This window comes from Duganella sp. FT27W (assembly GCF_009295655.1).
Taxonomy (GTDB): Bacteria; Pseudomonadota; Gammaproteobacteria; order Burkholderiales; family Burkholderiaceae_D; genus Rugamonas; species Rugamonas zoogloeoides.
In genome coordinates this window covers 173,648-199,093 of record NZ_WHIV01000006.1, presented here as the reverse complement: position 1 = coordinate 199,093, position 25,446 = coordinate 173,648, and the positions used below count along the sequence as shown (strand labels likewise).

Annotated in this window: 26 protein-coding genes; 13 read left to right on the top strand and 13 right to left on the bottom strand. The window is 63.0% G+C overall.

Going from position 1 to position 25,446, the window contains the following annotated elements:
* Positions 1-2 precede the first annotated feature (2 nt).
* From recQ to F8197_RS26490, 6 genes are all read right to left on the bottom strand, one after another.
* Entirely contained in the window at positions 3-1,820 is a 1,818-nt protein-coding gene (recQ, locus tag F8197_RS26515; protein ID WP_056138114.1) for a DNA helicase RecQ, read from the bottom strand.
* A 45-nt stretch (positions 1,821-1,865) separates the two neighbouring features.
* Entirely contained in the window at positions 1,866-2,705 is an 840-nt protein-coding gene (locus F8197_RS26510; RefSeq protein WP_019923713.1) for an undecaprenyl-diphosphate phosphatase, read from the bottom strand.
* Between the two features lie 214 nt (positions 2,706-2,919).
* Entirely contained in the window at positions 2,920-3,642 is a 723-nt protein-coding gene (locus F8197_RS26505) for an ABC transporter substrate-binding protein (RefSeq protein WP_152884904.1), read from the bottom strand.
* A gap of 61 nt (positions 3,643-3,703) precedes the next feature.
* Complete coding sequence (locus F8197_RS26500) at positions 3,704-3,997, bottom strand: YkgJ family cysteine cluster protein (RefSeq protein WP_152884902.1); 294 nt, start codon at positions 3,995-3,997, stop codon at positions 3,704-3,706.
* Between the two features lie 12 nt (positions 3,998-4,009).
* Positions 4,010-4,786, bottom strand: coding sequence for an alpha/beta fold hydrolase (locus F8197_RS26495; protein ID WP_152884900.1), 777 nt, complete (start codon positions 4,784-4,786; stop codon positions 4,010-4,012).
* A gap of 4 nt (positions 4,787-4,790) precedes the next feature.
* Positions 4,791-5,807: a M14 family zinc carboxypeptidase gene (locus F8197_RS26490; protein WP_152884899.1), complete on the bottom strand. Its 1,017-nt coding sequence runs from the start codon at positions 5,805-5,807 to the stop codon at positions 4,791-4,793.
* A gap of 192 nt (positions 5,808-5,999) precedes the next feature.
* On the opposite strand from F8197_RS26490, the gene F8197_RS26485 reads away from it, so the two are divergent.
* Positions 6,000-7,424: a glycoside hydrolase family 105 protein gene (locus F8197_RS26485; protein WP_227012432.1), complete on the top strand. Its 1,425-nt coding sequence runs from the start codon at positions 6,000-6,002 to the stop codon at positions 7,422-7,424.
* 45 nt (positions 7,425-7,469) lie between these two features.
* On the opposite strand, the gene F8197_RS26480 is transcribed toward F8197_RS26485, so the two are convergent.
* Positions 7,470-7,820, bottom strand: coding sequence for a CzcE family metal-binding protein (locus F8197_RS26480; RefSeq protein ID WP_019923721.1), 351 nt, complete (start codon positions 7,818-7,820; stop codon positions 7,470-7,472).
* A 239-nt stretch (positions 7,821-8,059) separates the two neighbouring features.
* Between F8197_RS26480 and F8197_RS26475 the strand changes: the two genes are divergently transcribed.
* Together F8197_RS26475 and F8197_RS26470 are read left to right on the top strand one after the other, a co-directional pair.
* A complete protein-coding gene (locus F8197_RS26475; protein ID WP_152884897.1) occupies positions 8,060-8,497 on the top strand; it encodes a PaaI family thioesterase in 438 nt (145 codons plus the stop codon).
* 2 nt (positions 8,498-8,499) lie between these two features.
* Entirely contained in the window at positions 8,500-9,591 is a 1,092-nt protein-coding gene (locus F8197_RS26470) for an SGNH/GDSL hydrolase family protein (protein ID WP_152884895.1), read from the top strand.
* A gap of 2 nt (positions 9,592-9,593) precedes the next feature.
* Here the strand turns inward: F8197_RS26470 and F8197_RS26465 are convergent, their stop codons facing one another.
* Positions 9,594-11,324: a methyl-accepting chemotaxis protein gene (locus F8197_RS26465; protein WP_227012431.1), complete on the bottom strand. Its 1,731-nt coding sequence runs from the start codon at positions 11,322-11,324 to the stop codon at positions 9,594-9,596.
* 329 nt (positions 11,325-11,653) lie between these two features.
* Entirely contained in the window at positions 11,654-12,202 is a 549-nt protein-coding gene (locus F8197_RS26460) for a sugar O-acetyltransferase (RefSeq protein WP_373996990.1), read from the bottom strand.
* Positions 12,203-12,339: 137 nt separating this feature from the next.
* Between F8197_RS26460 and F8197_RS26455 the strand changes: the two genes are divergently transcribed.
* The 6 genes from F8197_RS26455 to F8197_RS26430 all read left to right on the top strand — a co-directional run bounded on the left by F8197_RS26455 (position 12,340) and on the right by F8197_RS26430 (position 17,804).
* The gene (locus F8197_RS26455) at positions 12,340-12,531 is read left to right on the top strand and encodes a hypothetical protein (RefSeq protein WP_152884891.1); all 192 of its coding nucleotides are present in this window, start codon (positions 12,340-12,342) and stop codon (positions 12,529-12,531) included.
* Positions 12,532-12,729: 198 nt separating this feature from the next.
* Positions 12,730-13,374 carry a TetR/AcrR family transcriptional regulator gene (locus tag F8197_RS26450; protein WP_019923726.1) on the top strand — a complete coding sequence of 215 codons (645 nt, stop codon included), beginning with the start codon at positions 12,730-12,732 and terminating at the stop codon, positions 13,372-13,374.
* Positions 13,375-13,551: 177 nt separating this feature from the next.
* Entirely contained in the window at positions 13,552-14,205 is a 654-nt protein-coding gene (locus F8197_RS26445) for a protein-L-isoaspartate O-methyltransferase (protein WP_056138096.1), read from the top strand.
* Between the two features lie 11 nt (positions 14,206-14,216).
* Positions 14,217-14,540, top strand: a complete 324-nt coding sequence (locus F8197_RS26440) for a rhodanese-like domain-containing protein (protein ID WP_056138094.1) — start codon at positions 14,217-14,219, stop codon at positions 14,538-14,540.
* Between the two features lie 116 nt (positions 14,541-14,656).
* Positions 14,657-16,009: a TolC family outer membrane protein gene (locus F8197_RS26435; RefSeq protein ID WP_152884889.1), complete on the top strand. Its 1,353-nt coding sequence runs from the start codon at positions 14,657-14,659 to the stop codon at positions 16,007-16,009.
* A gap of 136 nt (positions 16,010-16,145) precedes the next feature.
* Entirely contained in the window at positions 16,146-17,804 is a 1,659-nt protein-coding gene (locus tag F8197_RS26430) for a DUF4394 domain-containing protein (RefSeq protein ID WP_152884887.1), read from the top strand.
* 145 nt (positions 17,805-17,949) lie between these two features.
* On the opposite strand, the gene gloA is transcribed toward F8197_RS26430, so the two are convergent.
* From gloA to F8197_RS26410, 4 genes are all read right to left on the bottom strand, one after another.
* On the bottom strand, positions 17,950-18,357 hold the full coding sequence (gene gloA, locus F8197_RS26425; protein WP_152884885.1) for a lactoylglutathione lyase: 408 nt from the start codon (positions 18,355-18,357) through the stop codon (positions 17,950-17,952).
* A 163-nt stretch (positions 18,358-18,520) separates the two neighbouring features.
* Positions 18,521-18,952 carry an OsmC family protein gene (locus F8197_RS26420; protein ID WP_152884883.1) on the bottom strand — a complete coding sequence of 144 codons (432 nt, stop codon included), beginning with the start codon at positions 18,950-18,952 and terminating at the stop codon, positions 18,521-18,523.
* Between the two features lie 23 nt (positions 18,953-18,975).
* Positions 18,976-20,340 carry a sorbosone dehydrogenase family protein gene (locus F8197_RS26415; protein ID WP_152884881.1) on the bottom strand — a complete coding sequence of 455 codons (1,365 nt, stop codon included), beginning with the start codon at positions 20,338-20,340 and terminating at the stop codon, positions 18,976-18,978.
* Between the two features lie 26 nt (positions 20,341-20,366).
* Positions 20,367-20,621, bottom strand: a complete 255-nt coding sequence (locus F8197_RS26410; protein ID WP_152884879.1) for a hypothetical protein — start codon at positions 20,619-20,621, stop codon at positions 20,367-20,369.
* A 257-nt stretch (positions 20,622-20,878) separates the two neighbouring features.
* Here F8197_RS26410 and F8197_RS26405 point away from each other — a divergent pair, with 257 nt between their 5' ends.
* From F8197_RS26405 to grpE, 4 genes are all read left to right on the top strand, one after another.
* Entirely contained in the window at positions 20,879-21,787 is a 909-nt protein-coding gene (locus F8197_RS26405) for an NAD kinase (RefSeq protein ID WP_152884877.1), read from the top strand.
* Positions 21,788-21,806: 19 nt separating this feature from the next.
* Positions 21,807-23,453 (top strand): DNA repair protein RecN, encoded by a 1,647-nt coding sequence (recN, locus tag F8197_RS26400; protein ID WP_019923737.1) that lies wholly within the window; start codon positions 21,807-21,809, stop codon positions 23,451-23,453.
* Positions 23,454-23,531: 78 nt separating this feature from the next.
* On the top strand, positions 23,532-24,641 hold the full coding sequence (hemH, locus tag F8197_RS26395; protein WP_152884875.1) for a ferrochelatase: 1,110 nt from the start codon (positions 23,532-23,534) through the stop codon (positions 24,639-24,641).
* A gap of 260 nt (positions 24,642-24,901) precedes the next feature.
* Positions 24,902-25,441 (top strand): nucleotide exchange factor GrpE, encoded by a 540-nt coding sequence (gene grpE, locus F8197_RS26390; protein WP_019923739.1) that lies wholly within the window; start codon positions 24,902-24,904, stop codon positions 25,439-25,441.
* The last annotated feature ends 5 nt before the right edge of the window (positions 25,442-25,446 follow it).

Here is a 25,446-nt window from a genome sequence, read left to right as displayed (position 1 = left end):
CGTTACTCGAACTCGCGGATCAGCTCGACGATCTGGTCGCCGTACGATGCCAGCTTTTTCTCGCCCACGCCGGAAATGCCACGCAGGTCGTCCAGTGCCGTCGGGCGGGCCTTGGCGATTTCGCGCAGGGTGGCGTCGTTGAAGATGATGTAGGCAGCGACGTTGTGCTCGCGCGCCGTGCCCATGCGCCAGCTGCGCAGGCGGTCGAAGATTTTTTCCTCGGCGGCCGACAAATCGCTTTCCACGTAGCCTTTCGAGGCGCGCGGGGTCTTCTGCTTGACCGGCTTTTGATACTGGCGCAGCTGCACTTTCTGGCCGCCTTTTAATACCGGACGGGCGGCGTCGGTCAGCTTCAGCGAACTGTATTGTTCGTGGTCTACCGTGAGCAGGCCCAGCGCGATCATCTGGCGCAGGATGGCGCGCCACTCGTGCTCGCTGCGGTCGGCGCCGATGCCGAATACCGACAGGCTGTCGTGGTGCCAGGTCTTGATGCGGTCGGTTTCAATACCGCGCAGCACTTCGATCACGTGGCCGGCGGCAAAGCGCTGATCGACGCGGTACACGGCCGACAGCAGTTTTTGCACCGGCACCGTGCCGTCGAACGACACCGGTGGAATCAGGCACGTATCGCAGTTGCCGCACGGTCCCGATTGCTCACCGAAATAATCAAGCAGGCGCACGCGGCGGCAACTCAGGGTTTCGCACAGGCCCAGCATGGCGTCGAGCTTGGTGCCGAGCACGCGCTTGAAGGTTTCGTCCGCTTCGGACTCGTCGATCATCCGCCGTTGCAGCACCACGTCCTGCAAGCCATAGGCCATCCAGGCGCTGGCGGGACCGCCGTCGCGGCCGGCCCGGCCGGTCTCCTGGTAATAGCCCTCGATGCTTTTCGGCAGGTCGAGGTGGCAGACGAAACGCACGTCCGGCTTGTCGATGCCCATGCCGAAGGCGATGGTGGCGCACATGACGATGTTTTCTTCGCGCAGGAAGCGGGCCTGGTTGGCGGCGCGCTTGGCGTGGTCCATGCCGGCGTGGTAGGCCAGTGCGCGGATGCCGTTTTCGTTGAGGAATTCGGCGGTCTCTTCCACCTTTTTGCGCGACAGGCAATACACGATGCCGCAGTCGCCGGTGTGCTCGGTGGTGATGAAGTCCAGCAGCTGCTTGCGGCCATTGGCTTTTTCGACGATCTGGTAGCGGATATTGGGACGGTCGAACGACGAGACGAATTGCGCCGCGTCGCCTAGTTGCAGCCGATGCACGATCTCGGCGCGGGTTTGCGGGTCGGCCGTGGCGGTGAGGGCAATCCGGGGCACGTCGGGGAACTGCTCGTGCAGCACCGACAGGCGGATGTATTCGGGACGGAAATCATGGCCCCATTGCGACACGCAGTGCGCCTCGTCGATGGCAAACAGCGCGATCTTCGAGTCCTGGAATAAATTCAGGCAGCGCTCCGTCATCAGGCGCTCGGGCGCCACGTACACCAGGTCGATCTGGCCAGTACGCACCAGCCGCTCGATGCGGTTGGCTTCTTCGTAGGTCTGGGTGGAATTGAGGAAGGCGGCGCGCACGCCCACTTCTTCCAGCGCATCGACCTGGTCCTGCATCAGCGCGATCAGGGGAGAAACCACCACGCCCACGCCGTCGCGCAGCAGGGCGGGAATCTGGTAACACAGCGACTTGCCGCCGCCGGTGGGCATCAGGACCAGGGCGTCGCCGCCGTTGCTGACATGATCGACGATCTCGGCCTGGTGACCGCGAAAGGCCGGGTAGCCGAACACGGTTTCCAGCAAATGGAGAGCGCGCTCCTGGTTTTCCTGATTCATTTACTGCTCGTTCCTACAACAAAGTGATGTCTTGAGTGACCGTGATTAATCGGCCCAGACGATCACGCCATAATAACCGGTTATGAGGACAATCAGGCCGAACACAATCCGGTACCAGGCAAAAATCACGAACGTATGGGTCATGATGTAGCGCAGCAGCCAGCGGATGCACAGGAACGCCGAAATGAAGGCCGAGACGGTGCCGATGGTAAAGAACGAGACATCATCCATCGACAGCAGCGCACGGTCCTTGTACAGCGAATACACCGTCGCACCGACCAGGGTCGGAATCGCCAGGAAGAACGAGAACTCGGTGGCGACCTTGCGCGAGAAGCCGAAGATCATGCTGCCCATGATGGTCGCGCCCGAACGGCTGGTGCCTGGGATCAGCGCAAAGGCCTGGGCGATGCCGATTTTCAAGGCATCGACCGGGGTGATCTGGTCGAGCGACGTGATGCGTTCCACGGCCGGATTGTCCTTGGCGCGCTTTTCCACCCACAGGATGATGAAGCCGCCGATGATGAAGGCGGCTGCGACCGGGATCGGTGCAAACAGGTGCGCCTTGATCGACGAGGCGAAGATCAGGCCCAGGATGGCGGCCGGCAGGAACGCGATCAGCACGTTGAGGGCAAAGCGCTGCTGCACCGGATCGCTGAAGATGCCCGACAATACCAGGCCGATACGAGCACGAAACTCCCAGATCACCGCCATCATGGCGCCGGCCTGGATCACGATTTCAAACACTTTCATTTTGTCTTCCATGCCTGCAAACCCCAGCAGGTGTTCGGTCAGGATCAGGTGACCGGTGGAAGAGATCGGCAGAAATTCCGTAAGACCTTCAACCACGCCCATGATGATGGCTTTAATGACGAGAACAATATCCATGAAGTTAAGTATATAAAGGGTTGGAAGTGAGAGGGAATGGCTGCAAATGGTGACGCACCGGGGGCGAAGCTTACCATGTTCGGCGTGCACTATTTGCAATCTGACTAAGCGGTAATGTTGAATGGTGCGCTGCGGAAATGCCGAGCGGTCCCAAGCGCGTCACGCCGGGAGGGCGCAACCGCCGCGTTGCAGCATCCGCACGTCAAAAAACGCGTCAGCGCAGCCGCAGCAACCGCGTCAGTTCACCGCTTTTTTCGATGGCGTCGATGGCCGCGTTGACCTGGTCCACGCGCAAGGTCCCCTTGCGGGCAATGGCGCAGCCGGTCTTTTCCTCGCTGATGACCAGTTGGCTGAACCCGGCATCGAGCTCGCCGCTGGCAAACTGGCGCTCGACCGTGACGCCGGTGGCAAGGAAGTAATCGAAGCGGCCGCCTTGCCATTTACGCAAGGTCAGTTCGAGCGAGGGCGCGTCGTCGCGCACGAAACCGTCGCCGAGGCGGCCCTGCACTTGCGGATAGTTAAAGCCCAGCACGGTGCCGACGGTCTTGCCACGGATGTCTTCGAGCGAGACCGGCGGCGGCACGCTGCGCGAGGCGATCAACACTTCGGAGGTGGGAATGAAGGGGCGGGTCCAATCGACCTTGCCCTGGAACCAGGCCGGCGAATAGCCGCACACGATATCGCCCTCGGCCGCTTCGAGCGCGCCCATCATGCGCTTGCGCGGCAGCGGCATGAAGCGCACCGGCCGCTTGAGCTGGCGCGCCAGCGCCGCCCCCAGGGCCTCCTGGAACCCCGAGCGGCGCGATACGACAGTCTCGCCCGGCGCATCTTCGACCTTGTGGACATAGCGGATCGTGGCCGCCGGACTGGCAGCCACCGCCGCCAACGACGCCGCCACCAGCAAGGCCACGGAGAAAATACGGATCAGTGCGGTCATGTGGCGGTCCGGAGAGGAAGGTGCTGTTACCGTAGCCGATTCTTGTTAGGGCGTCAATTATCTATGGCGTCGTGAGGCGTTCCAGTTCTCCCAGCCAGTGCATTGCAATTTCCCGGCTGTCGCCGCACATCTCGTGCGATGGTTGCAGGCCGCCGCAAAAGGCTGGCCGCTCGGGGCGGCCGAAGATCAGGCAGCGCTGGTCATCGCCCAACTGCACGCAGCGTACACCGGCCGGCTTACCATTGGGCATGCCAGGAATCGGGCTGGTAATCGAGGGCGCGGTGCAGCAGGCGCCGCAGTGCGGGCGGCAGGCGAAGGCCGGACGCGTGGTGGCCGGGTTGAGCAGGATGGTCATAGGGGCGGTATTTTACCGCGCTTCTGCGGCGATGTCCCCGGCGGCTACCCATGCGGCCACCCGCTGCGCCACCCATTCGCCATCGTCGAGCGGCAGGTCGTGGCCGGCGTTGGGGTGGATGCGGTGCTCGGCCCGCCACGCTTGCGCCAGCTGCTGCGAGCAGCGCGGATCGACCAGCTGGTCGCCGCTCGATGACAGCACCAGCAGCGGCAGGGCGGGGCGTGCGGCCGGGGCGCGGAAGCGCGCTGCCGCCACCAGCTGGCGCAGCGCGTTGCGGCGGCTGACCGGGAATTCATGCTGGTAGCCGAGCCAGCGCCGCAGCAAGCCTTCCCGCTCGGCATTGTCGCCATGGCGGCTGGTCAGGCGCAGGATCAGCCGTTCCTGCGCATCTACGCCGCCCTCAAGCAGCATGCGCACGATGGCTGGATAGTTGCGCCAGCGCAGGCGCTGGTGGAAGCGGCTGAACGGCCGCATGCTGGTGTTGATTAGCACGGCGCGGTCGATCTCGTTCGGATAGCGGCTGGCCCATTCCACCGCCACCATGCCCCCCAGCGACAACGCCAGCAGCGAATAGGGTGCCCGTACCCCGCGTGCGCGCAGCTCGGCGCGACACGCTTCCACCATCGCCGCCACCGAAGTCGGGCTGATGGCAGCGTGATGGACGCCGTTGCCGGGCAAATCCGGGGTGATGATGGTGGCGCCCGGCAGCGCCCGCGCCAGTTGGCCGGGGAAGCGGCCCCAGTGGCGCTGTTCGCGCATCAGGCCGCGCAGCAGGATCCAGGTGCTCATCGGCTCACGCTCCGTACCAGTGCGCGAGCGAACGCCGCCGCTGCTGCTTGCGCGCCATCCCTTCCGGCACCCAGCGGCCGTGGCTGTTGACGGCCCGCATCAGGAAATCGAACCAGATCAGGTGGCGGCGCAGCACCCGTTGCAGCCGGTGCGCGGCGGTGGGGTTGAACATGGCCACGCGGTCGAATAACTGGCGCGGGTTCTTCTTGACCCACAGCCACGACCCCATCTCCAGCGTGAGCGGTAAAAAAGTGCGCTCGGTGTAGCTGGTGCCGTTCAGGTACAGGTAATCCCACAGGTCGCCGTGGGTGCGGTACTGGCGGCTTTGCGGCTCGAACACGTAGTTGTGGTTGGGATAGCTCTCGCTGAACAGTTCTTCGAGTGCGCCGATGTCGGCCAGGTGGGCGATTGGCGCGGCCGTGTGCGCATGGGGGAACCAGATGCGGTCGCGCAGGCCGAAGCCCGAGTGGCAATCGAGCGCCATGCTGAACTGGCGGGTGAGCAGCTCGCGCTCGACCACGTCGCACACGGCCAGGCTTTCCGGTTCCATCGGCGCGCCGGCCGGGCCGCGATACCAGGGCAGGTGGTGGCTGTAGCGCTGGCCGCCCAGCATGAACGGCACCCGGTCCACGGCCGACAGCGGCGCGTTGCGCATCAGATCGACACCCTGCGGATTGCAGCGCGTAGCCTGCCACATGCCGCCGGGATTTACCAGCGGCATGAAGACCAGCCGCATCGATTCGAGCTGCTGGTGCAGCGTGCTGTCCCAGCGCAGCCGCGCCAGGATGCTTTCCATGAACGACAGGATGACCTGGGTGCCAATGCGCTCGAGGCCGTGGATGCCGCCGAAGAATCCGAGCGCCGGCACATCCAGGCTGGGATTGCCTAGCGCAATCGAATACACGGGAAAGTCGCGCCCGTCCATGGCGACGGTGCAATGGGTGTCCACCTGCATATGCTTGCCGCCGGCGTCGATCAGACGTTTCAGGGTGATCAGTTCTGGCAGATTCTTCTCGGGCATGTGCAGGGACACTGGAAGCGGGGACCATCAAGTGTAGCTGAAATTGATTTCGCGCCAGCGCTGCGCACGTTTTTCTGCGCTGGTAACAAAGGATGCGCCATGCATGAAGTGAAAAAGTAACTTGACGAAATCGTTTACCTTCCATAGCCTTCCTGTTGGAGACTTCAATTCACAATTAAAAAAGGGTAAACGATGACACACGTTTCAAGCCGCCTGGCGTTGCTGCTGACCGCCATCCTGGCCACCGGGGCCGTCCATGCCGCCACCGCGCTCGACATCCAGCCTGGCGGATCTTTCCGCAACACTGACAACAAGAACCTCAAGGATACGAGCGAAGGCACGTACCCCGTTCCCTACAAAAAGCCCACCGCCGCCGAGATCACCGGCGCACTCGACCGCGTGCGCGGCTACGTGGACAGCATCACTCCCACCCGCATCATCGACAAGGCCACCGGCAAGCCGGTCACCGACCTGAAAAAACCTGTCGCTGGCGCCGTGTTCGAGCCGTCGTCCAACGATTTCGGCCTGATGGTCTACGAGATGGGCGTGATTCACTCGGGCCTGATCAAGGCTGCCGAAGTGACCGGCGACAAGCGCTATACCGACATGACGCGCCGCCACTTCCAGTTCTTCAAGGACAGCAAGCCGTACTTCCGCGCCCAGGAAGATCAGTTCAAGCTGGGCCGTTCCAACAGCTTCACCCGCTTCCTGCAGCCGATGTCGCTCGACGACAGCGGCTCGATGTGCGCGGCGCTGGTGCGCGCGCGCTTCGCCAAGGTCGGTCCCGACCTCAAGGACATGATCGACACCTGCAGCCAGTACGTGCAAAAGCAGCAGTACCGCCTGGCCGACGGCACGTTCGCGCGCAAGCGTCCGCAAGCGTCGTCGTTGTGGGCCGATGACATGTACATGGGCATTCCGGCGCTGGCCGAGATGGGCCACCTGACCGGCGACAAAGCCTGGTTCGACGATGCCGCCTCGAACGTGCTGACCATGGCCGAGCACCTGTACAACAAGCAGAACAACCTGTTTACCCACGGCTGGAACGCCAACAACCCGGACGCGCCGCGCTTCTACTGGGCGCGCGCCAACGGCTGGGCAGTGCTGGCCATGAGCGACCTCCTCGACGTGCTGCCGAAAGACCATCCGTCGTACAACAAGGTGCTGGCGCAACTGCGCGCCAGCCTGCACGGCATCGCCGAAACCCAGTCCGGCACCGGCCTGTGGCACCAGATGCTCGACCGTAACGACTCCTACCTGGAAACCTCGGCCACCGCCATCTTCGTGTACGTGTTTGCCCATGCGATCAACGAAGGCTGGATCAGCCCGACCACCTACGGCTCCATCGCCCAGGCGGGCTGGGTGGGCCTGAGCACGCGCATCAACGCCAAGGGCCAGGTCGAGGGCACGTGCGTGGGCACCACGTTTGCCAGCGACCACATCTACTACTACAACCGTCCGACCAGCGTCGATGCCATGCACGGCTACGGTCCGGTGTTGCTGGCGGGGGCAGAAATGCTGCGCATGCTGAAAAATCCCGAGATCGACATCCAGCACAAGCTGCGCACGTACCACTACGTGCCACGCGAACACGGCAAGGCCATCAGCGATCACTGATCGCCTCGATGCTGACAAGGCGCCGCTGCGAGCGGCGCCTTTTTTTTAACCGCGGTACAGCGGGTGGGACGCCACGTGCACCGTCACCTTATGGTTGATCATGCCGCTCGGTGCGATCTTGGACAGGTCGAAGCGGGCTTCATCGCGCAGGGTCTGGAAGTGCCAGGTGAAGCTTTGGCCGTTGACGCGGAACTCCACGGTCTCGCCGTTGTTCACGTTGACCGCCCGGGTTTTTTCCGTGATCACCACGTGGCGCTCGGCGGCGGTGGCTGGCGCCATGGTGCCGTACGGGGCAGCCTTGGTGCCGGCGGCGTGGGCGCCGCCAGCCAGCAGTGCTGCGGCCAGGCCCGTTGCCAGGGTGGTTGCGAGAGCGGCTTTGCGGAAGGTCTTGAACATGATGAAATCCTTTGAGTGGTAGAGCAGGGGTTCCTGCGGTCGTTGCCGGCATACGTTAGATTTGCTGCCGACAGAACACAGTATGGATGCGCCGTCCACGCCTAAAATCTGCCGCTCGGGGTGTGCGGCATATGCCGGTCGGCATATTTCGCCGGGGGCATCCGAGTCGTGCCTCTAGCAGAGCGCAAGGCGCTTCGCTATAGTGACTGCCACGCTCATCCTTACCGAAGGAATTACCGATGCATCCCGAAAAAATGACCGGCCTGGAATTGCTGCAGGCAGCGATAGACGGCAAGTTTCCCCGTCCACCGATGTCGGACACTGTGCCGATGGAAATTACCGAAGCCAAGGCCGGCTACATCCTCGGCACCGCGCGCGCCGACGAGCGCCACATCAACGTGATGGGCGGCATCCACGGCGGCTTTGCCGCCACCATCCTCGACTCGGCCACCGGCTGCGCCGTGCACTCGATGCTGGAAGCGGGCGTGGGCTATGGCACTACCGACCTCAGCGTCAAAATGTTCCGCCCGGTACCCAAGGGCGAAACCTTGATCGTCGAAGGCAAGATCATCAACCTCTCGCGCAGCCTTGGCGTGTCCGAAGGCACGCTCAAGACCGCCGACGGCAAGCTGCTGGCCCACGCCACTGCCACCTGTTTTATTTTGCGCCGCGACTGACCATGTTGAACCTGACCCGACAATTTTTTTGCGCCGCCAGCCTGGCCGCGCTGCTTGCCACCGGCAGCGCCTGGGCCGCCGTGGCCGTCGGCGCCGACGATGCCAGGCTGCAATACACGGGCCGCATCGACTTCGCCGACAAGGCGGCGCCGGTGATCTCGTGGCCCGGCACCAGCATCGAAGGCAACTTCACCGGCAGCAGCCTGGCGGTCACGCTCGATGACCAGCACGGCAAGAACTGGTTCAACGTTTTTATTGACGGCAAGCTCGATAAACCGGTGATCATCAGCGCCGCCAAGGGCGGCAAGACCTACCCGGTCGCCACCGGCTTGCCGGCCGGCCCGCACCGCTTTTTGATCACCAAGCGCACCGAGGGTGAGGAGGGCGCGACCGTGTTTCGTGGCCTGGAACTGGCCGACGGCGGCAAGCTGCTGGCGCCGCCGCCGCGCAAGGCGCGCCGGATCGCCTTTTTTGGCGACTCGATCACCAGCGGCATGGGTAACGAGGCGCCCGACAACGGCCCCGATCACGAGCTCAAGGACAAGAACAACTTCATGGCGTACGACGCCATCACCGCGCGCGCGCTCGACGCGGAAATGCACGTGGTGTCGCAAAGCGGCATCGGCGTGATGATCAGCTGGTTCCCGTTCATCATGCCGCAGTTTTACGACCAGTTGAGCGCGGTGGGCAACAACGACAGCCGCTGGGATTTCAGCCAGTGGACGCCGGACGTGGTGGTGATCAACCTGTTCCAGAACGACAAATGGCTGATCGACCGCGAAAAGCGTCTGCAGCCGGTGCCGACCGACGCGCAGCGCATTGCCGCCTACAAGGATTTGGTGAAAAAGATCCGCGCCGAGTATCCGCGCGCTTACATCGTCTGCGCGCTGGGCAGCATGGATGCGGTGAGCCCGGGCAGCAAGTGGCCGGGTTATGTGAGCAGCGCAGTGGCGCAACTACGCGCCGAGCAGGATGAACGCATCGACACGCTGTTTTTCGATTACACGGGCTTCGACAAGCACCCGCGCGTGAAACACCACCAGGCCAACGCCGCCAAGCTGACGGCGTTTATCCGGCAAAAGATGGGCTGGTAATTTTAAAACTCTTCCCAGTCGCCGTCGCTGCTGGCGGCGGGTTTGGTGCGGGCGGGTTTGTCGGCCAGTTTTAACGGTGGCGATTTGGCGGCTGGCCTGGCTGCCGGTTTGGCGATGGCAGGGCGGGCGGCCGGGGTTGCAGCTTTGGCTGCTGCCGGACGCGGTGCTGTTGCTGCGCGGACCGGGCTGCCAGAGATCTGGAATACGCTCACCATTTCCGCCAGTTTGACTGCCTGCTCCTGCATCGCTTGCGAGGCGGCGGCGGCTTCTTCCACCAGTGCGGCATTTTGCTGGGTGACCGTGTCCATCTCGGCCACGGCGGTGTTGATCTGCTCGATGCCCAGTTCCTGCTCGCGGCCGGCCGAGCTGATCTCGCCCATGATTTGCGTGACGCGGCGCACGCTGCTGACGATTTCCGTCATGGTGGTGCCCGCTTCGTTCACCAGCGCGCTGCCGGTGCCTACTTTTTCCACCGAATCGGTAATCAGCTGCTTGATGTCCTTGGCGGCGCTAGCCGAGCGGTGCGCCAGGTTGCGCACTTCGGTGGCGACCACGGCGAAGCCACGACCCTGCTCGCCGGCGCGGGCCGCTTCCACGGCTGCGTTCAGCGCCAGGATGTTGGTCTGGAAGGCGATGCCGTCGATCACGCCGATGATGTCGGCGATCTTGTCCGACGATTCGGTAATCGAGGCCATGGTATCGACCACGCGCGCGACCAGCTCGCCACCCTTGACGGCGATGTCCGATGCCGAGCCGACCAGCTGGTTGGCCTGGCGGGCGTTGTCCGAGTTTTGTTTGACGGTCGAGGTCAGTTCTTCCAGCGACGAAGCGGTTTCTTCCAGGCTGGCGGCCTGCTGCTCGGTGCGGCGCGACAGGTCCATATTGCCGGCGGCGATTTCATTGCTGGCAGTGGCGATGGCGTCGCTGCCGTCGCGCACGCTGCGCACGGTGTCGGCCAGGCGGTCCTGCATCTGGTGCAGGCCAGTCATCAGCGCGCCCATTTCATCCTGGCGGCCGAGGTCGATAGTGTTGGCCAGGTTGCCGTCGGAGATGGCGTTGAAATGCTTCAGTGCTTCGCCCAGCGGGTTCATCACGGCGCGCAGCAGCATGATCGACGACACCAGCGCCACGACCAGGCCCAGCACGATGGCGACGATGGCAAACGTCATGTTGCGGCTGTAAGCGGCCTGGCTGTCGGCGTACTGTTTGGCGGTCGATTCAAGCTGGTACACCGACAGCTTTTCCGCGCTGTCGGTGTACAGGCGGAACAGGCGCGTGACTTCGGTCAGCATCATCCGGTCGATTTCAGGCTGGTTCTTCTCGCGCAGCGCCTTCACCGCCTGCAGGATGCCGTCCTTGACCAGCGTGGCGCGCGCCGCGCCGGTCTGGTCGGCAAGTACTTTCTCGCCGTCGCCGAAAGGCAGCGCCGCATAGCGTGCCCAGGCCTTGTCGCTGGCTTCGAGGAAGCCCTGGGCGCGGGTGAGTGTTTCTTCGACATTGGCCGCGTCCGGCTTGAGCGCCACACGGTCGATCGACAGGCGCGCGCGGTCGATCTGGATCTGGGCATCGGCAATCGCCTTCATCGACATCATGGAATTTTCGTAGACGTCCTTGAGCACGCCGTTGGTGGTGTGCAGCGCCGAGATGCCGCGCACGCCGATAAAGATCATCAAGGCGCCGAGCAGCAGCATGGTCCCGATCAGGCGGGTGCGGATAGTGAGGTTTGAAAACATGGTGTGTTCCATTCGAGAAGTGTCGCAAGGCCAAAATACGGTCAACGGAAGCAGGATTGCAATGTCAACAGCGGCAACGGACCAGGGGACATGGTGGCCGGTTGCGGAAAATCGGTCTCTACGCTGTGCGCCGGGATGGCGGTGGGCAGCGATGCGGCAGGGGAATGGGCCACATGGAGGGTTCGGTCACTGCGGCAGGGATAAGGCCGTAGACTTGCATGCGCGGAGTCTGAAAGACCGGCAGTGTGACAGCGAACGCCGCCAGTCTAGCTGATTAATTTCTGGTGGGCAAATGAAACGAATTGAATTGCAGATGATTTTGCGACACTTCAGCGCGACCGCGCCGGATTGCCCACCACGGTCACGCCCGGTGCGACGTCGCGCGTGACCACGCTGCCGGCGCCGATCAGGGCGTCGTCGCCGATGGTCACGCCGGGCATGATCAGCGCGCCAGCGCCAATCCAGACATTCTTGCCGATCTTGATCGGCCGCCCGAATTCGAGCCCCTGGGCGCGCAGCGCCGGCTCGCGCGGATGGTCGGCGGTGAGGATTTGCACGCCGGGCCCGATCTGGGTGCCGTCGCCGATTTCCACCTGCACCACGTCGAGGATCACGCAATTGAAATTCATGAACACGCCGTCACCGAGCGTGATGTTGTAGCCGTAGTCGAGGTGGAAGGGCGGACGCACCACGCAATTATTACCGACCGTGCCCAGGCCTTCTTGCAGCAGGTCCGCATGCTGTTGCGGCGTCAGCGCGATGCTGCGGTTGTAGCGCTCCATCCAATGGCGGGCGGCAGCCTGGTCGGCCTGCAGTTCGTCATCGACGGCGGTGTAGAACTCGCCGGCCAGCATTTTCTGTTTTTCGGTTTTAGTCACGGAATTAAAAGTTGGTTGATGGTGTTCCAGTGTCTCAGAAAACTGCCTGCAACGACGTTTCACTTGATGGATGTGATGACTTGACCTGCCTGTAGAATTGATAAGGCAGTATTTCAGCAACCCGCTAATGGTGGTCTATGGCTAACAAAAAATCATTTGTAAAAAACTTCAGTACGATTGGTTTTGGAATTGCAGCGTTTGGATTTGTGATTGCTCGGTATGTCTGTTTGGAGGTTGGCGCAGTTATTCTCTGGATCGGATTTATATTTGCTGCTGCCGGAATATTGACTACATGGCATGAAATTTTTAAAAATAAATTTGACAAATAGTGCGCTAGTCACTTTTTGTTGAGCATCCCATGCCGCCTCTAACGGGCTCATCCTGCTTACAGCGTTGCAGGCCGTGTGGTTGTGGAAGGAAGTTAGCAATACCCGGCGCCGGCTGGTGCCCGCAACTTGACGCTTGCGATGCTTGCGCTTATATTAATGACTTACAAGTAAGTAACAGTCAGGCAAGAGTCAATCCCCATGCAAGCCCCTCAAGACAACAAGCCCCGCTGGGAGCGGCGCAAGGATGCGCGCCCGCAGGAATTGCTGGCGGCCGCCCTCGACCAGTTCGTCGAACGTGGCTACGCTGCCACCCGGCTGGAAGACGTGGCCAAGCGCGCCGGCGTGTCCAAGGGCACGCTGTACCTGTATTTCACCAACAAGGAAGAGCTGTTCAAGGCCGTGGTGCGCGGCACCATTGTCGAAGTCATCGGCGAGGCCGAGCAGGATGCGGCCGGTTTCGAAGGCCACAGCGCCGCGCTGATGCGCGAGCTGCTGATGCGCTGGTGGAACCAGTGCTGCTCCAGCCAGCTGGCCGGGATCACCAAGCTGATGTTCGCCGAAGGTAACAACTTTCCGGAACTGGCGCATTTTTACAACGAAGAAGTGGTGGCGCGCGGTACCGGCCTGATCCGCAGCGTGCTGGTGCGCGGGATCGACCGCGGCGAGTTTCGCGCCGTCGATCCCGACGTCATGACGCCGGTGCTGGTGGCGCCGGTAATGATGCTCATGATGTGGACCCAGTCCTTCATGCCCGCCTGCGAGATGCCACCGATCGATCCGCACGCCTACATGGACCTGTTTATCACCACAAACCTGGCCGGCCTGGCCGCCCCCGCGCAGTGAGCCGGCGTCGCAGCGTCATGCCCCTGCGCGGCCAGCTTGCCGTTTCCGCCGGTTCAACCCCCTCAAATTGCAGCCTGTCGCAATTTCCCGCGATCCGACCGTCATATCGTTAATATGTCCCCCGATGTCAGTTCAACGATAAAATGACGGATTATTTAATCCCGACCGAGTCTTAAGATGAATATTGAACAAGTCCGCTTCAACATGATCGAACAGCAAATCCGCCCTTGGGACGTCCTTGACACCGAAGTGCTGGACCTGCTGCACGTGGTCAAGCGCGAGAATTTCGTGCCTGTCGCCCACAAGGCGCTGGCCTTTGCCGATACCGAAATTCCACTGCCAGGCGGCGAGAACATGTTGTTCCCGAAGATCGAAGCGCGCCTGCTGCAAGACGTCATGGTCAAGAAACATGAGTCGGTGCTGGAAATCGGTACCGGTTCCGGCTACATGGCTGCGCTGCTGGCGCACCGCGCCCGCCACGTGACCACCGTGGAAATCTCGCCGGAACTCAAAGCCCTGGCCGAGCAGAACCTGGCCGCCAACGGCGTGGCCAATGTCACGGTCGAACTGGGCGATGGCGCGCAGGGCTGGACCAACGGCGCACCGTTCGATGTGATCGTGGTGTCGGGTTCGCTGCCGGAACTGCCGGAAGCGCTGCTCAAGCAGCTCAAGGTCGGCGGCCGCCTGGCGGTCATCATCGGCCAGGCGCCGGCGATGAAGGCGCAACTGATCACCCGTACCGGCGAAGCCGGCTACGACACGCGCACGCTGTTCGAGACCTCGGTCAAGCCTTTGCTGCTGGCTTCCAGGCCGTCGGCGTTCAAGTTCTGAGCGGGGCCGGCATGCAGATGATCACCGCGCCGGAACTGGCGGCCTGGCTGGCCGACGAAACGCGCGCCAAGCCGGTGCTGCTCGATGTACGCGAGCCGTGGGAATTCGACGAGTGCCGTATCGACGGCTCGGTGCTGATCCCGATGAACACCATCCCCGGACGCATCGACGACCTCGATGAAGATGCCGAGATCGTCTGCATCTGCCACCACGGTGCGCGCAGCATGAACGTGGCCGCGTTCCTGGAGCGTCACGGCTTTGGCAAGATGGTCAACCTGACGGGCGGCATTCATGCCTGGGCCCTGCAAGTTGATCCGGCGATGAAAAAGTATTAAAGGTATTAAAGGTACTAAAGGTACTAAAGGTAGAGAACGCAAGCGCCGGCCATCACCGGCGCTGCGGGAGCAGTGTTTGATTCGATCAACTTAAAAAGACTCCAACGGAGAAAGCAATGCAGAAATCCCTTATCGCCGTGCTGCTGTCCAGCGCTTGGATGACCTTGGCTTTACCTGGCGCACAGGCCGCCGATCTTATCCAAGTCTATCAGCAAGCACTGGCGAACGACGCCACGTACGCCAGCGCCCGCTCGTCACTGGATGCGGGGCGCGAGCGCACCACCCAGGGACGCGCCGGCCTGCTGCCGTCGGTCTCGGCGCAGGGGAGCAACACCCGTAACAATGGCGATTTCCGCCCGTTCAACGAGGGACAACTGATTACCGACGGTAGTGGCATCGGCTTTGTCACCCGGCGCGATACGGACAACCACGTCAACAGCTATTCCGTCACGCTGAGCCAGCCGCTGTTCAACTGGGCCGCCTGGCAAACCTACCAGCAGAGCAAGCTGGTCCAGGCCATCTCCGAAGCCACGTTTGCCCAGGCCCGCCAGGACCTGATCACCCGCGTGGCGCAAGCGTATTTCGACGTGCTCACGGCGCAGGACAACCTTACCGCCACCCAGGCGCAAAAAACCGCGACCACCGAGCAGCTGGCCTCGGCCAAGCGTAACTTCGAAGTAGGCACCCAGACCATTACCGATACCCACGAGGCGCAAGCCGCGTACGACCTGGTGGTAGCGCAGGAGTTTGCCGCGATTACCGACCTCGATAACAAGCGCACCGCGCTGCAAGTCATCACCGGCAAGCCGACTGGCGAACTGGCGCCGCTGCGTACCGGCGTGACCATCTCGGCGCCGGAGCCGGCCGCCATCGATCCGTGGGTGTCGTCGGCCGAAGGCCAGAACTTCTCGGTGATCGCTTCGCAACTGCAGCTGGAAATTTCCAAGCGCGACATCTCGCGCAACCGCGCCGGCCACATGCCGACCCTGAACCTGGCGGCGTCCACCAGCCATGTCAGCACTACCGCGTCCGGCACGCAAAAGAACAACGCCATCGGCGTCACCTGGAGCGTGCCGATCTTCAGCGGCTTTGCCGTCACCAGCCAGGTGCGCGAAGCGATCGCGCTGGAAGACAAGGCCCGCAACGACCTGGAAGCCACCAAGCGGCTGGCAGCACAAAACGCCCGGGTGGCATTCCTTGGCATGAACAGCGGCCTGGCGCAAGTCAAAGCGCTGGAAGCGGCGGAAGTGTCGAGCAAGTCCTCGCTCGATTCCAACAAGCTCGGCTACCAGGTGGGCGTGCGGATCAATATCGACGTGCTAAACGCCCAGCGCCAGCTGTACGCGACCCAGAAAGACCTGTCCAAGGCGCGCTACGACACCGTCATGAACGGCCTGCGCCTGCGATCCGCTGCCGGCACCCTGCGCGAGGATGACCTGACGCCGATTAATGCTCTTCTGCAACATTAAAAAGTCCCGGATGCAGCCGAAATAATTATTTTATTTTTACTGCATCCAAACCGGCTGGTCATGTGTAGTGCTGGGGTACGCCCGCCGTTGTTCAAGGCGGGCGGCGCCCAAAACCACCACTACAGGAGCCAAGACCATGCCCACCCTGCCATTTTCGAAACTGTTGCTCGTCTCTGCCGTCTCTCTTTCGCTGGCTGCCTGCGGCGGCAGCGATGACGATATCGGCACCGTCACGCCACCGACCACCACGCCGCCGGTGGCTGCCGTGGCGGGCGACGTGTTCGTGCTGACCACGAGCAACAAGCTGCTGTCGTTCGACCGCGCCACCCCCGGCACCATCCGCACCACGGCCACCGTGACCGGCCTGCAAGCGGGCGAAAACCTGCTGGGCATCGACTACCGCCCGGCCGATGGCATGCTGTACGGCGTGGGCAGCACCGGCCGCATCTATACCCTCAATGGCACGACCGGCGCGGCCACCCTCAAGTCCACCCTGGCAGCTGATGCGACCGACACCACCTTGCCGTTCACGGCGCTGGCCGGTACCGAGTTCGGCGTCGATTTCAACCCCGTGGCCGACCGCCTGCGCCTGGTGAGCAACACCGGCCAAAGCCTGCGCATCAATGTCGATACCGGCGCCACCACCACCGACGGCGCCATCAATGGCGGCGCGGTCAACACCGCCATCACGGCCGCCGCCTACACCAACAGCTTTGCGGGCACCGGCACCACCACCTTGTTCGTGATCGATGCCGCCAACGGCACCCTGTACACGCAGAACCCGCCCAACAACGGCACCCTGGCCCTCCCGCTGCCGCTTGGCCTGACCGCCACCGCCGTGGCCGGTTTCGATATCGATGCGCGCACCAACACCGGTTACGCCGTGATGACGGTGGGCGGCGTGCGCGGCTTCTACACGCTCAACCTGGCCGCACCCGTTGCGCCTGCCACGCAAGCCACCCTGGTGGCCGCGATCAATGTGACCGAAGAGTTGCGCGGCGTTGCCCTCAAGGCGCCGGCCGCACCCATCGCTTACGGCCTGACCGACGACGCCCGCCTGGTCACTTTTAAAACGGCCACCCCGAATACGCTCGACGCCAACGTCGCCATTTCCGGCCTGGCATCGGGCGAGCGCCTGCTGGGCATCGACATCCGGCCGAAGGACGGCCTGCTGTACGGCATGTCCTCGACCGGCCGCATCGTCACCATCGACCCTGTTACCGGCGCTGCCACCGTCAAGGCTACGCTGGCAGCAGACCCAACGGACACCACCGCGCCCTACACGGCCATTACCGGCACCGCGTTTGCCGTGGACTTCAACCCGGTGGCCGACCGCCTGCGCGTGATCGGTAATACCGGCCAGAGCCTGCGCATCAATGTCGATACGGGCGCTACCACCACCGACGGCGCCCTCAACCGCGCCGGCCTGGCGCCGGTGGTGACGGCTGCCGCCTACACCAACAGCTACGCCGGCACCACGGCCACCCAGTTGTTCGACATCGACACGACCAGCGCCAGCCTGGCGCTGCAAAATCCGCCGAATGACGGCACGCTGGTCAATGTGGGGCTGTTGAACGTGGCGGTGGCGGGGGACGCCGGCTTCGATATCGCCGGCGGCGCCAACGGCCTGGCGCTGGCAGCCTTGCGCACCACGGCCAGCGGCCCGAGCGCACTGTACCGGATCGACCTGGCCACCGGCGCGGCAGTGCTGGTCAATGGCGCGACCACCCCGGCAACGTCGGCGATCGGCGCCGGTGCGGTGGGGCTGACCGACCTGGCGATCGCCATCAAGTAAGCGCTGGACGTAAAAATGGCGGGCTGTGCAGCCCGCCATTTTTTTGCGCCCGGTATTGCGCGCTCCGAGCCGCCACCGCCATGCTTGGCATCGAACCCCGTACGGGTGCCGATGCCAGGGCGGCCATGCGGTTAAGGGTTAAAAGTTACAGGCCGGCGCCGGCGCCGTCGAAGCGGCGTTCGATCAGCTCGATCTTGTAGCCATCGGGATCGGTAACAAACGCGATCACGGTGTTGCCGCCCTTGACCGGACCCGGCTCGCGGGTGACGGCGCCACCATTGGCGCGCACCGATTCGGCGGCGGCGTAGATGTCGTCGGCCGAGATGGCGATATGGCCGTAGGCGGTGCCAAGGTCATAGCTGGTGGTGCCGTAGTTGTACGTCAGTTCCAGTTCCGCGTGCTCCGGGTTGGCGCCGTAACCGAGGAACGCCAGCGTGTACTGGTATTCCGGGTTGTCGCTGGTGCGCAGCAGTTTCATGCCCAGCACCTTGGTGTAGAAATCAATGGAGCGCTGAAGATCGCCGACTCGCAGCATCGTATGCAGAATTCGCATGGTGGTCTTTCGTGATGAACAAGCGGCGATTTTATGCGATTTGAGCGGACGCTGCTGCGCGCCTTAGCGGTTGACAAACCCTTCAGAGCAAGGCGCAGGGACGAAGACAGTACGAATGTACGGCGAGGCCCTGCAACGCCGCTATGGAGGGTTTGTCAACCGCTTATGCTTGGAGTTTTGCGTCCAAGGTGATTTCTGCGTTGAGCAGCTTCGAGACCGGGCAATTGACCTTGGCCTTGTTGGCGGCTTCGTCGAACTTGGCCTGGTCGGCGCCAGGAATGGTTGCCAGCAAGGTCAGGTGTACCTTGGTGATGGCAAAGCCGCCATCGACCTTGTCGAGCGTGACCGCTGCGGTGGTTTCCAGCTTTTGCGCGGTCAGGCCTGCTTCAGCCAGCACGCCCGACAATGCCATCGTGTAGCAGCCGGCGTGGGCGGCGCCGATCAGTTCTTCCGGGTTGGTGCCGGGACCGTCTTCGAAACGGGCCTTGAAACCGTACGGGGCATCTTTGAGCACCCCGGTCTGGGTGGAAATGCTGCCGATGCCGTCTTTCAGGCCACCGCTCCAGACTGCCGAACCGCTATGTTGACTGCTCATATATTTCTCCTTGGGTTGAATGGTTATTTGCTGGCGGTGGCAACTGCGGGAGCCACGCGCCAGATGATGTTGCCCACGTCGTCGGCCACCAGCACGGCGCCCGGCTTGTCGATTGCCACGCCCACCGGACGGCCTTGCGCCTTGCCCTTGGCGTCGAGGAAACCGCCGAGGAAATTCTGCGGCGGTCCCGACGGCTTGCCGTTGGCGAACGGCACATACACCACCTTGTAGCCGCTGTGCGGCTTGCGGTTCCACGAGCCGTGCTGGCCGATGAAGGCGCCGCCCTGGTAAGCCTGCGGCAGCAACTTGCCCTCGTAGAACACCAGCCCCAGCGAGGCCGTGTGGCCACCGAGCGCGTAGTCGGGCGCAATGGCCTTGGCCACCAGCTCCGGCTTGGCAGGCGTGATGCGCACATCGACGTTCTGGCCGAAATAGCTGTACGGCCAGCCGTAGAAGCCGCCGTCGCGCACCGAGGTCATGTAATCAGGCACCAGGTCGTTGCCCAGTTCGTCACGCTCGTTGACGACCGTCCACAGCGCCTTGGTTTGCGGCTCGAAGCCCATGCCGTTGGGATTGCGCAGGCCGGTAGCAAACAGGCGGCCCTTGCCGCTGGCGATGTCGAACTGCCAGATCGCGGCGCGGCCTTCTTCCTCTTCCATGCCGTTTTCGCCGACATTGCTGTTGGAGCCGACCGTGACATACAGCGACTTGCCGTCGGGGCTGGCAATGACGTTCTTGGTCCAGTGGTGGTTGCGGGTGCCGGCTGGCAAGTCCATGACCTTGGTGCCGGCAGCGGTGATGGTGGTATCGCCTTCCTTGTACGGGAAGCGCACCAGTGCGTCGCTGTTGGCGATGTACAGGTTGTTGCCGACCAGGGCCATGCCGAACGGCGAATTCAAGCCTTGCAGGAACACGGTGCGGCTTTGCGCCACGCCCTTGGCATCGACGCCGCGCAGCAGGGTGATGCGGTTGGCGGACGGCGTGACCGCGCCGGCTTTTTTCATCTGGTGCTGCATGATCTTGCCCTTGATGCCCTTGCTGTCGTCGGGCTTGGGAGGAGCGTTGGTTTCGGCTACCAGCACGTCGCCGTTGGGCAAGGTATAAATCCAGCGCGGGTGGTCGAGGTCGCGTGCGTACGCCGTGACGGTGAAACCGGCAGGCGGGCGCGGGGTTTCCTGCGCGGTCCAGCGATCGACCGCTGCCACGTTAACGGTGGGGATCAGCGATTTGTCGGGCTTGGGCAGCACCGGGTTGGGGCCGAAGCCGACCGGGTAAGCGGCGCTGCCGGCTGGTGCTGCCGGGGCTGCTGGAGCGGTTTGCGCCAGCGCGACAGCGGAAGCGAGCGCGGTAAGAGTGAAGACGACGGTGCGTGCGGTGGCGTGGTTCATGAAGTGGCAGGTCCTGTTTGGTATTGTTAGTCTTGTTTGGTGTCGGGCAGCGGCTTGGCAGTAGCCTCGCGCGGGGCCGGGGTTTGCACCTGTTGCACGCCGGGCTTGTTGCGCAGGTCGGTATCGACCATGCCGCTGTCGATATCGGCAGCCGCTTGTTTCATGATGGTGCGTTCCTTGGGTTTCTGGCCCTCGGGCGATTCGTCACGCTCGTGCGGCAGGCGCTTGCCGCCGTCGTTTTCAATCTTTTCGTCGGTATTGACTTTTTCTTGGGTAGACATCGTGCCCTCCGGGTTTTATTGTGCGATCGATATTAGCGAGTTGTTATGGCCTTGGTCGCCACCTTGAATCTTGACAACTTCCAACCGCCACGTCGGTGCGCGCTTGCACTCCGGGCAAGTGCACACTATACTGCGCAAAATACTGTTCATATGTACAGCAAACCAGTGCGGGCCATGGGTTGGCCGGTGATGGCAGAAGCCGACGTAATCGGTTACTCTGCTGCGTGTCGCCGCCGCCAACTTTTGCCGAGATTTTTATGACTACCAAGCACGCCGTCTTTCACACCATCGCACTGGCCGTGCGCAAGAACACCGACGGCATCGCCGACTCGGTGGGCAGCGTGGTCGATTTTTTGCAGGCTGGCGGCTACACGGTGGTGTTCGAGGAGCAAACCGCGCTCGACCTGGCGCCGCATTTTTCCGGCATCCGGTCCATGACCGCCGCCGAGATCGGCGCCGAGGCGGACCTGGCCATCGTCATGGGCGGCGACGGCACCATGCTTGGTATCGCCCGCCAGCTGGCGCCCTACAATGTGCCGCTGATCGGCATCAACCAGGGCCGCCTCGGATTTATCACCGACATCCCGCTCGAGGGCATGTTCGAGGTGCTTACCCGCATGCTGGCCGGCAGTTTCAAGGCCGAACGCCGCACCCTGCTGGAGGGCAGCGTGCTGCGCGAAGGCAAGAGCATCCACCTGGGGCTGGCCGTCAACGACGTGGTGGTGGCGCGCGGCGCCGGCGCCGGCATGGTCGAACTGCGCGTGGACGTGGACAACCAGTTCATGTACAACCAGCGCTCGGACGGCCTCATCATTTCCACCGCCACCGGTTCCACCGCGTATGCCTTGTCGGCCGGCGGCCCGCTGCTGCACCCGGCCCTGGGCGGCATCGTGATGGTGCCGATTGCGCCGCACGCGCTGTCCAACCGGCCCATCGTGTTGCCAGAGTCGAGCGAGATCATGGTGGAAATCGTGCGCGGGCGCGATATCAGCGTCAACTTCGACATGCAAACCTTTGCCAGCCTGATGCCGCAAGACCAGATCGTGATCCGGCGCTCGCCGCACACGATCAACTTCCTGCATCCGGAAAACTGGAGCTACTACAATACCCTGCGTGAAAAACTCCACTGGAACGAGTATCCGTCGGGCGAAGGCAAACTTAGTTAACCCCTACTTTCAGGCATCCATGCTCCGCACCCTGTCCATCCGTGATTTCGTTATCGTCGATTCGATCGAACTGGAATTTTCCGCAGGCTTTACCGTCTTCACCGGCGAAACCGGGGCCGGCAAATCGATCCTGATCGATGCGCTGACCCTGGCCCTGGGCGGCCGTGGCGATGCCAGCGTGGTGCGCGAAGGCGCGGCCAAGGCCGACATCACCGCCGATTTTGCGCCCTCGGCCCAGGCCGCCGAGTGGTTGCAGACGCACGAGTTCGCGGTGGAAGAGGGCGGCGCGCTGCTGCGCCGGGTGATCGACAACGCCGGCCGCAGCAAGGCCTATATCAACGGTGTGGCCGCCACTGCCGCCCAGCTGCGCGAACTGGGCGACCTGCTGGTGGACATCCACGGCCAGCACGCCCACCAGTCGCTGATGAAGGCCGACGCCCAGCGCGCGCTGCTCGACGGCCAGGCCGGCGCCGACACGCGTGCCGTCGCGGCCGCCTATAAAACCTGGCGTGCGGTTGCTAAGCAGCTGGAAGAATTCGAAACCAACGCCGCCAACGTGTTATACGAGCGCGAGCGGCTGGAATGGCAGGTCAACGAGCTGGAAAAGCTGGCTGTCAAACCGGGCGAGTGGGCCGAGGTGACCAACGAGCAAAGTCGGCTGTCGCACGCGGCCAGCCTGCTCGAAGGCGCGCAGGAGGCATTGACCGTGCTGTCCGAGGCGGAAGAGCATCCGATCATTTCGCAACTGTCGTCACTGAACCAAAAACTGGGCAAGCTGGCGGCGGTCGATTCCGGCATGCAGGTCGTCGTCGATCTGATCGAACCGGCGCGCATCCAGTTGCAAGAGGCGGTGTACGCGATCAACGATTACCTCGACCGTGTCGATCTCGATCCCGAACGGCTGCGCTCGGTGGAGTCGCGCATGGAGGCGATCCACTCGGCCGCGCGCAAGTTCCGCGTGACCGAGGAAGAGTTACCGGACGAGCACGCCAGGCAGGCCGAGCGCCTGGCGCAACTGGCCGACGCCAGCGACATCGAAGGCTTGCGCAAGCAGGAGCAAAAGCTCAAGAACGCCTACCTCGACGTGGCCAAAAAACTCAGCACTGTGCGCGCCCGCACCGGCCGCCAGCTGGCCGATGCCGTCACCCGCGCAATGCAGGAACTGAGCATGACGGGCGGACGTTTCGATATCGCCCTGAACCCGTGCGAGCCGGGCGTGCACGGCGTGGAACAGGTGGAATTCCTGGTGGCCGGCCATGCCGGCGTGGCGGCGCGGCCGCTGGCCAAGGTGGCTTCCGGTGGCGAGCTGGCGCGTATTTCGCTGGCGATTTCCGTGATCACGTCCAAGGCTGCCACCACGCCCACGCTGATTTTCGACGAGGTCGACAGCGGCATCGGCGGCGCCGTGGCCGAGGTGGTGGGGCGTTTGCTGCGCCGGCTGGGCCAGGAGCGGCAAGTGCTGTGCGTGACCCACTTGCCGCAGGTGGCCAGCCAGGGCGGCCAGCACTTCCAGGTGGCCAAGCGCACGCTGGCCAATGGCAAGACCGCATCGCGCATCGACGTGCTCGATTCGGGCGCGCGGGTGGAAGAGGTGGCGCGCATGTTGGGCGGCCTTGAGATTACCGCCACCACGCGCCAGCATGCGCGCGAGTTGCTGGCGTCCTGAACTGCCGTGGGGTCCGGTGGTTGCGCGCGTTCTTATCTATAATGGCGCGTTAATCCAATTTCATTGCCGGCCCGCCACATGACATTCAAAAAAGAACCTCCCTATAAACACGGCGCCGTTGGCCGCACCGCAGTGGTGCTGGTCAACCTCGGCACGCCCGATGCGCCCACCAGTTCGGCGGTGCGGCGCTATTTGCGGGAGTTCCTGTCCGACCGCCGCGTGGTGGAAATTCCGCGCGCGGTGTGGTGGTTCATCCTCAACCTGATCATCCTGCCATTCCGCTCGGGCCAGTCGGCCAAGAAATACGCCACCATCTGGACTGCCGAGGGCTCGCCGTTAAAGGTCAATACCGACGCCCAGGCCGGCAAGCTGATTGGTGCGCTGGAAGACCGCGGTCACCAGGACCTGACCGTGGCGATGGCCATGCGCTACGGCTCGCCGGCGTTGCCCGATGTGCTCGACAAATTGAAGGCGGATGGCCACGACCGCATCCTGGTGCTGCCTGCCTACCCGCAGTATTCGGGCACGACGACCGGTTCGATTTACGACGCCGTGTTCAAGCACTACGGCTCGGTGCGCAATATTCCCGAGCTGCGTTTCGTGCGCAATTACCACGACGACGAAGGCTATATCCACGCGCTGCGCGACTCGGTGCTGGCGCACTGGGACCAGCATGGCCGGCCGGAAAAGCTGGTGCTCAGCTTCCACGGCGTACCGAAGCGCACGCTGATGCTGGGTGACCCGTACCACTGCGAGTGCCTGAAAACGGCGCGACTGCTGGCTGCTGCACTGCGCCTGAAACCGGAACAATATATCGTGACCTTCCAGTCGCGGTTCGGCAAGGCCGAGTGGCTGCAACCGTACACCGCACCGACCGTGGCGCAACTGGCGCGCGATGGCGTCAAGCGCATCGATGTGCTGTGCCCGGGCTTTACCAGCGATTGCCTGGAAACGCTGGAAGAAATCTCGATGGAAGTGCGCCACGACTTCGAGCAGAACGGCGGCCGCGAGTTCCATTACATCCCGTGCCTGAACGCGTCGCGCAAGTGGATCGCGGCGCTGGCCGAAATTGCCGAGCACCATATGATCGGCTGGCCCACCCAGGCCGGTCCGTCCGAGCACGAGGCGCGCCGCAAGGACGCCGAAGTGGGCCGCGCGGCCGCTCTCGCGCGCGGCGCCGTCGATTGACACCCGCTGGCGCGCGCCGCCTGTCCGTCGCGCGTCAATAACACCGCAATATCGGCCAAAAAGCCACAATACCGCCTCTGCCACCCCCGCATTCGATAATCAGCACTTGCGGGTGGTGAGTGCCAGCCTGTTAAAATACCCAGCTTGTTACATCGTCACTGTTGAACCGTACCCCCTTGAAATACGGGGATACCGCTCCATTTACGGCCAGTGCAGTGATAAACGTCATGTCAAACAAATACGATCGTAGGAGTCTTTAGATGCAAGATCAGGAAAATCAAGCAGTGCCTAATCCAGAAAACGCCGCCGAAACGGCTGCGCCATCGACTCCGGACCAGCAGTCTTCCCTGGAAGAGCAACTGGCCAGTACCGAAGCGCGCCTGGCAGAAACCCACGACGCGTTCATGCGCGCCAAGGCCGATTGCGAAAACATGCGCCGTCGTGCCCAGGAAGACGTGGCCAAGGCCCATAAGTTTGCGGTGGAAAGCTTTGCCGAAGCCATGGTGCCGGTCAAGGACAGCCTGGAAATGGCCCTGAAAGTCGAGGCGCCAACGCTCGAATCGCTGAAGGAGGGTGTTGAAATGACCCTCAAGCAACTGAACGCGGCCTTCGAGAAAAACCGCCTGCTGGAAATTCTGCCGGCGCAAGGCGAGAAACTGGACCCGAACAAGCACCAGGCCGTTGCCGTGGTGCCGGCGGACCAGGAAGCCAATACCGTTGTTGCTGTCTTGCAAAAAGGTTATATGATCGCCGACCGCCTGTTGCGTCCGGCCATTGTGACCGCTGCGCAAGCAAAGTAAGCACT